This is a genomic window from Mycobacterium sp. TH-M15 (genome assembly GCF_057473705.1).
The window spans coordinates 1-5,792 of record NZ_JBYCLB010000584.1 but is presented as its reverse complement, the minus strand read 5'-3'; the positions used below and the strand labels follow the sequence as shown (position 1 = coordinate 5,792).

General features: G+C 69.2%; 8 protein-coding genes. All 8 read right to left on the bottom strand.

The window, feature by feature from the left end:
- The coding region (locus AC2VNT_RS14440; protein ID WP_486947511.1) for a F0F1 ATP synthase subunit alpha at positions 1–558 on the bottom strand (558 nt) is incomplete at its 3' end.
- Between the two features lie 51 nt (positions 559–609).
- Positions 610–1,953, bottom strand: coding sequence for a F0F1 ATP synthase subunit B/delta (locus AC2VNT_RS14435; RefSeq protein ID WP_486947510.1), 1,344 nt, complete (start codon positions 1,951–1,953; stop codon positions 610–612).
- A gap of 6 nt (positions 1,954–1,959) precedes the next feature.
- Complete coding sequence (locus AC2VNT_RS14430; RefSeq protein ID WP_486947509.1) at positions 1,960–2,484, bottom strand: F0F1 ATP synthase subunit B; 525 nt, start codon at positions 2,482–2,484, stop codon at positions 1,960–1,962.
- 71 nt (positions 2,485–2,555) lie between these two features.
- The gene (locus AC2VNT_RS14425) at positions 2,556–2,801 is read right to left on the bottom strand and encodes a F0F1 ATP synthase subunit C (RefSeq protein WP_486947508.1); all 246 of its coding nucleotides are present in this window, start codon (positions 2,799–2,801) and stop codon (positions 2,556–2,558) included.
- Positions 2,802–2,861: 60 nt separating this feature from the next.
- Positions 2,862–3,617 carry a F0F1 ATP synthase subunit A gene (atpB, locus tag AC2VNT_RS14420; protein ID WP_486947507.1) on the bottom strand — a complete coding sequence of 252 codons (756 nt, stop codon included), beginning with the start codon at positions 3,615–3,617 and terminating at the stop codon, positions 2,862–2,864.
- Complete coding sequence (locus AC2VNT_RS14415) at positions 3,610–4,074, bottom strand: ATP synthase subunit I (RefSeq protein WP_486947506.1); 465 nt, start codon at positions 4,072–4,074, stop codon at positions 3,610–3,612. Before AC2VNT_RS14415 ends, atpB begins: the two co-directional genes overlap by 8 nt.
- A 110-nt stretch (positions 4,075–4,184) precedes the next feature.
- Positions 4,185–5,402: a glycosyltransferase family 4 protein gene (locus tag AC2VNT_RS14410; RefSeq protein ID WP_486947505.1), complete on the bottom strand. Its 1,218-nt coding sequence runs from the start codon at positions 5,400–5,402 to the stop codon at positions 4,185–4,187.
- A 17-nt stretch (positions 5,403–5,419) separates the two neighbouring features.
- Positions 5,420–5,792, bottom strand: a 373-nt coding sequence (locus tag AC2VNT_RS14405) for an L-threonylcarbamoyladenylate synthase (RefSeq protein ID WP_486947504.1), incomplete at its 5' end; no start/stop codon positions are given.

Sequence of the window (5,792 nt, the reverse complement as noted above, 5' to 3'; positions counted from 1 at the left end):
GATGGTGTCGACGCAGACGGCGGTCTTCCCGGTCTTGCGGTCGCCGATGATCAGCTGCCGCTGCCCCCGGCCGATCGGGGTCATCGAGTCGACCGCCTTGATGCCGGTCTGCAGCGGCTCCCTGACACCCTGGCGCTGCACCACCGACGGCGCCTGGATCTCCAGCGCGCGGCGTTCCTCGGCGTCGATCTCGCCGCGGGCGTCGATCGGCTGGCCGAGCGGGTTGACCACCCGGCCCAGGAACCCGTCGCCGACCGGCACCGACAGCACCTCCCCGGTGCGCTTGACCTGCTGGCCTTCCTCGATGTTCTCGAAGTTGCCCAGGATCACCGTGCCGACGCTGTGCTCGTCGAGGTTGAGCGCCACCCCCAGCACTCCGCCGGGGAACTCCAGCAGTTCCTGGGTCATCACCGACGGCAGACCCTCCACGTGCGCGATGCCGTCACCGGCGTCGATGACGGTACCGACTTCCTCACGGGCACTCGCCGGGGAGAAGGAGCCCACGTACTCCTCGATGGCTCCCTGGATGTCGTCAGCGGAGATTGTCAACTCTGCCATGGCTTTTCGTCTTCCTGCCTTCGGTTACTGATGGTGGTCGATAGCTGGTGGTCAGTCCGGCAACTGGGCTTTGGCGGCGGCCAGCCGGGACGAGAGTGAACCGTCGATCACCTCGTCGTCGACTGCGATGGTAAGCCCACCCAGCAGCGCGTCGTCGAGGTGCAGCTGCACCCGCACCGGGTGGCTGTAGATCCGGCTCAGCACGGTACCCAGCCGGGTGCGCTGGGCGTCGGTCAGTTCGGCCGCAGCCCCGACGTGCGCCACGATCTCACCGCGCCGAGCGACCGCGATCTGAGCCAGGTTCCGCACCGCGTCGTGCGCCGGCCGGCCGCGCAGCAGCGCGACCGTCTGCGCGAGCAGTGCGGCCGCGGCCGGGTTGACCCCGCCCCGGCCGATCACGTCGCGCAGCAGGCGGACCCGGCCCTCGGCCGGCATGGTGTCGTCGCCCAGCAGGGTGTCCAGCCGCGGCTGGGCGTCGAGGATCCGGGAGAACCGGAACAGCTGGTCTTCGACCTCGTCGGCGTGGCCGTCCCGCTCGGCGCGCAGCAGCAGGGCTTGGCGCGCGACGTGTTCGGTCGCGGTGACCAGGTCGGCCTCGGTGGACCACCGGGCCGACACCGCCGCCTTCATCAACTGCAGCGCCGGGCCACCGATCTTCCCGGCCAGCAGCCGCTCGACCAGCTGAACCCGGGGGGCGGCGTCGTCGGACGCCACGGTGAGGTAGCGGGCCACCATCGGCTCGCGGACCAGGAGCTGCCCCACCGCGGTCAGGTCGTCGGCCAGGCCGGAGAGACCCTGGTCGTCTAGACCGTCGGCGAGTCCGGTGAACCGTTCCAGCACAGCGTCCAGTGCCTGCCGGCTGGCCGAGCGCATGTTGGCCGAGACCAGGTCCGCTGCGCCGGCCGTGCTGCCCGGCTTCGGTGCCATCGCATCGAGCTCGTCGAGGAACCGGTCGACGGTGGCGGACTGGCGAGCCGGGTCGGCGACATGCTCCCGGACCAGCTCGGCGGCCCGGCGCACGGCGTCGTCGCCCAGGCCCGACCGCAGCTCACGAATCGTCTGCGCCCGCAGCAGCCCGACCTGCTGACCGCCCTGCGCTTTGATGCGATCCGCCTCGGTGACGGCCTGGGCGCCCAGCTGTTCGGTGATCCGCTCGGCGTCGGCCTGCGCCTCGGCGGTGACCCGCTCGGCCTCCACCTGCGCGTCGGCGACCGCCTGGGCGTGCGCCTGGTCGGCGTCCGCCAGCCGCACGGCCGCGGCCGCCGCCTCCTCCAGCTGTGACCGGATGGACTGCTGCTGCTCGGCCATCATCCGGTGCAGCGGCGGAAGAACGAACCGCCACAACAGCAAGATGATGGCCGCAAACCCGAAAAGGTTTCCGATGAACGTCGACATCGCCTGCTACCGCCGTACTTTCGTGGCCGCACCCTGGGCGTCTACCCCGAGGATTCGGGTGGCCAAGGTGGTCGACAACGCATCCACCCGGGCACGCAACTCGTCGGTTGCCGCGTCGCTGTGCAGCTTGAGCTGTTCGGCGGCGCTCTGCAGCGTCGCCGCCACCTCGGTATCGGCACCGGACCGCGCGTCGTCGACCACCTGGCGCCCGGCGACCCGGGCGCTGTCGCGCAGCGCCGACGCCCCGGTTCGGGCCTCGGCCATCTGCTGCTCGTAGTCGGCTTCGGCGGCGGCGAACTGCTCGGCCGACTGCTTGTTGTCGGCGAGGGTTTTGGTGACCATGTTCTCCCGCTCCCGCAGCACCTTCATGATCGGCGGCACCACGAACACACTGATCACGGTGAGCACGATCAGGAAGATCGCCAACTCGACGAAGAAGGTGCCGTTCGGGATGAGGAAGTTACCGCCGCCCTCGTCAGCCCCGTCGCCGCCCTCGGCCAGGTGGCGCATCGCCAGAAAGACGGCGCTCATCGGCGTCGCTCCCCAGCATCGCTTCGCACGGCATCGTCACCGATGCGGCCCATATCGCCCATCCGCGCGGATTACTTGATCGGGGTGGCGTAGACGAACACGATGAACAACGCGAAGTTGATGAAGTACATCGCCTCCACCAGACCGACGGTGATGAAGAACGGGATGAACAGCCGGCCCTGTGCCTCCGGTTGCCGCGCGACACCGGAGATCAGCGCGTGCCCGGCGACACCGTCACCGATGGCCGCGCCGATAGCGCCGCCGCCGAGGATGAGGCCGCCACCAATGAGGGCGCCCATCGCGATTTGGGGGTCCATATCCTTCTCTCCTCCTTGCTTCCTGGCAGTCGTCTACCAGGTTTTGGTTGTGTCTTCGGGTTACTCGTGCTCTTCCATCTCCATCGCCTGACCGAAGTACAAGATGGTCAGCAGCGCGAAGATGAATGCCTGGATCAACCCGATGAACAGGTCGAACGACTTCCACAGCGCGTTCGGAGCCCACATCAGCATCGGCGGGAACAACCCGATCAGCATGACCATGATCCCGCCGGCGAAGATGTTGCCGAAGAGCCGCAGCGACAGCGAGACCGGCTTGGCGATCTCTTCGATGAGGTTGAACAACGCCATGGGCCAGAAGTGGCCCTTGAGCACCCGCCACGGGTGGCCGAGCAGACCGCGCCGCCAGAATCCTGCCAGGTGGTAGCAGATGAACACGAACACCGCCAGTGCGGCGACATAGTTGATGTCCGCCGCCGCCGACGGCAGCAACTCGGTGTTTCGGCCGTGCGAGTCCGTGTACTGCAGCGGCAGCACCGCCAGCCAGTTGGAGATCAGGATGTAGACGAAGATGGCCACCGCCAGCGGCAGCACGAATGGGGCGATCCGGATACCGATGGCACTTTCGATCTGGTTACGCATCCCGACCGTCACGGTCTCGAAGAACAGCTGCACCCCGCCGGGCACACCGGTGGAGGTGACCTTGGCGCGCAGAAAGAACGCGAGTGCGATCACGATCAGCCCGGCGACCGCGGACGACATCACCGTGTCTACGTTCACCGTGCCCACCAGCGGCCAGACCGCGGTGCGGTGCTCACCGACCTCGAGTGCGCCTCCGGCCAGGATCATCTCAGTCATCGATGGCCGTCCCTTTCACGCCGTCGTCGTCCGGTCCGAACTGCACCTGGGTGCGCAGCTTTTTTACCACCGGCACGATCGTGCTCAACACCAGGATCACCTGGAACGCCGCCAGCCCGACGACGACGCCCAGGCCGCCGTGACGCAGGAACAGCAAGGTGACGACGAGTGCGATCACGCTGATGATCAACAACCGGGCCGCCGAGTCGACCGCCATCTTCGACTTCAGCGGGTGCTCGCGGGCGGTGATCGAGGTGACCGAGCGGCGAACCAGCAGGGCGTTGACCAAGCCGAGCGCCATCCCCAGCCCGAAGAACGCGCCCAGCAGCGCGTGGCTGCGCGCCGCGGCCGCCACCACCGCCACCGCGGTGACGGCGACGCTGATCACCAGCAGCCGGACCGGGTTGAATGCGGTGGCGGGAGAGACCAACGGCGCGTCTTGCGCTGGTGTGGTCACCGCACTCACCCCTGTCTCTCGTTTTTCCAGTGCCGCTTGCGCCCCGAGCGTATCGGACGGCGAAACGGGGCGCGCTGACAGCACCTGCCAATCACTGCCAGGCGCTGCCGTCACCCCTCGTCGTGCACGTCGTCCTGACCGCGAAGCAACGGGATCAGCGTAACGACCGTCGCGATCGCGATCGCAGCCAGCATCACCGCGCCGGTGTAGCGCGGGTCGAACAAGGTGGTGCCGGCGGTGCCGAACGCGATGATGGCCACCCACAGATAGATCAGCAGCACCACCCGCCGGTGCGAATGGCCGATCTCCAGCAGCCGGTGGTGCAGGTGCATCTTGTCCGGGCTGAACGGGCTGCGGCCCGCCCGGGTGCGCCGGATGATCGCCAGCAGCATGTCCAGCGCCGGCACCGCCATCACCGCGACGACCAGCAGGAACGGCGACAGCAGGGCGAACATGTCGCGCGCCCCGTAGGCACTCTGCGAGATGGGGCCGGCGGCGGTGGTGGACGCCGCGGCGAGCATCAGTCCGATCAGCATGGATCCGGAGTCGCCCATGAAGACTTTCGCCGGATAGAAGTTGTGCGGCAGAAACCCCAGGCACGCGCCGGCCAGCACCACCGAGATCACCGCCGGCGGGTAGAACAGCACGTCACCGCCGTGGCCTTTGAGCACTCCGACGGAGAACAGGCAGATCGCCAGCGCGGTGATCAGGCCCAGGCCGGCGGCCAGCCCGTCCAGCCCGTCGACGAAGTTCATCGCGTTGACGATGGCCACCGTCAGGGCCAGGGTGACCAGGATCGACGACGCCTGGTCCAGCACCACCGTGCCGACCCCGCCGACCGGGATGTACAGCACGCTCCACGCCACCCCCATGGTGACCAGCACACTGGCCGCGGTGATCTGGCCGGCGAACTTGGTCAGCGCGTCCAAGCCCCACTTGTCGTCCAGCAGACCGATGGCCATGATGCCGCCACCGGCCACCAGCACCGCCGGCAGCCCGGTGGAGTAGAGGAACCCGCGGGTCAGCGCCGGCAGCTGGGACGCCAGGAAGATCGCCGCGACGACGCCGATGTACATCGCCAGTCCACCCATCCGCGGCGTCGGCCGGGTGTGCACGTCGCGGGCGCGCGGGTAGGCCACCGCGCCGATCCGGGTGGCCAGCACCCGCACCGGTCCGGTGGCGAAGTAGGTGATCGACGCCGCGGTCAGCCCGACCAGGGCCAGCTCCCGCAGCGGCACGCCGGCGCCGCGGTCGGAGAGCGCCAGCAGGCCGCCGGCCAGGCTGTCCACGCCCAGGCTGTCCACGCTCACCCCGCGACCGTACTGCACGGATCGAGCCGGCGCCGTCAGGCGGTCAACTCACCGGGGTCCACCCCGAGAACGGCCGCGACGGCCTCGGCGGAGACCGGGCCGGGCCGCAGGATGCGCGGCGCGGGTCCGGTCAGGTCGAGAATCGTCGACGCCGCCTGCTGGGCGGCCGGCCCGCCGTTCAGGTACACGTCGACCAGGTCGCCGAGCTGGCGGCGCGCCTCGGCGGCGTCCATCGCCGGGGCGCTGCCGGAGACGTTGGCGCTCGACACCGCCATCGGCCCCACCTCGCGCAGCACGTCGAGGGCGACCGGGTGCAGCGGCATCCGGACCATCACGGTGCCCCGGGTCTCACCCAGATCCCACCGCAGCGACGGGGCCTGGGGCACCACCAGGCTCAGCGCACCCGGC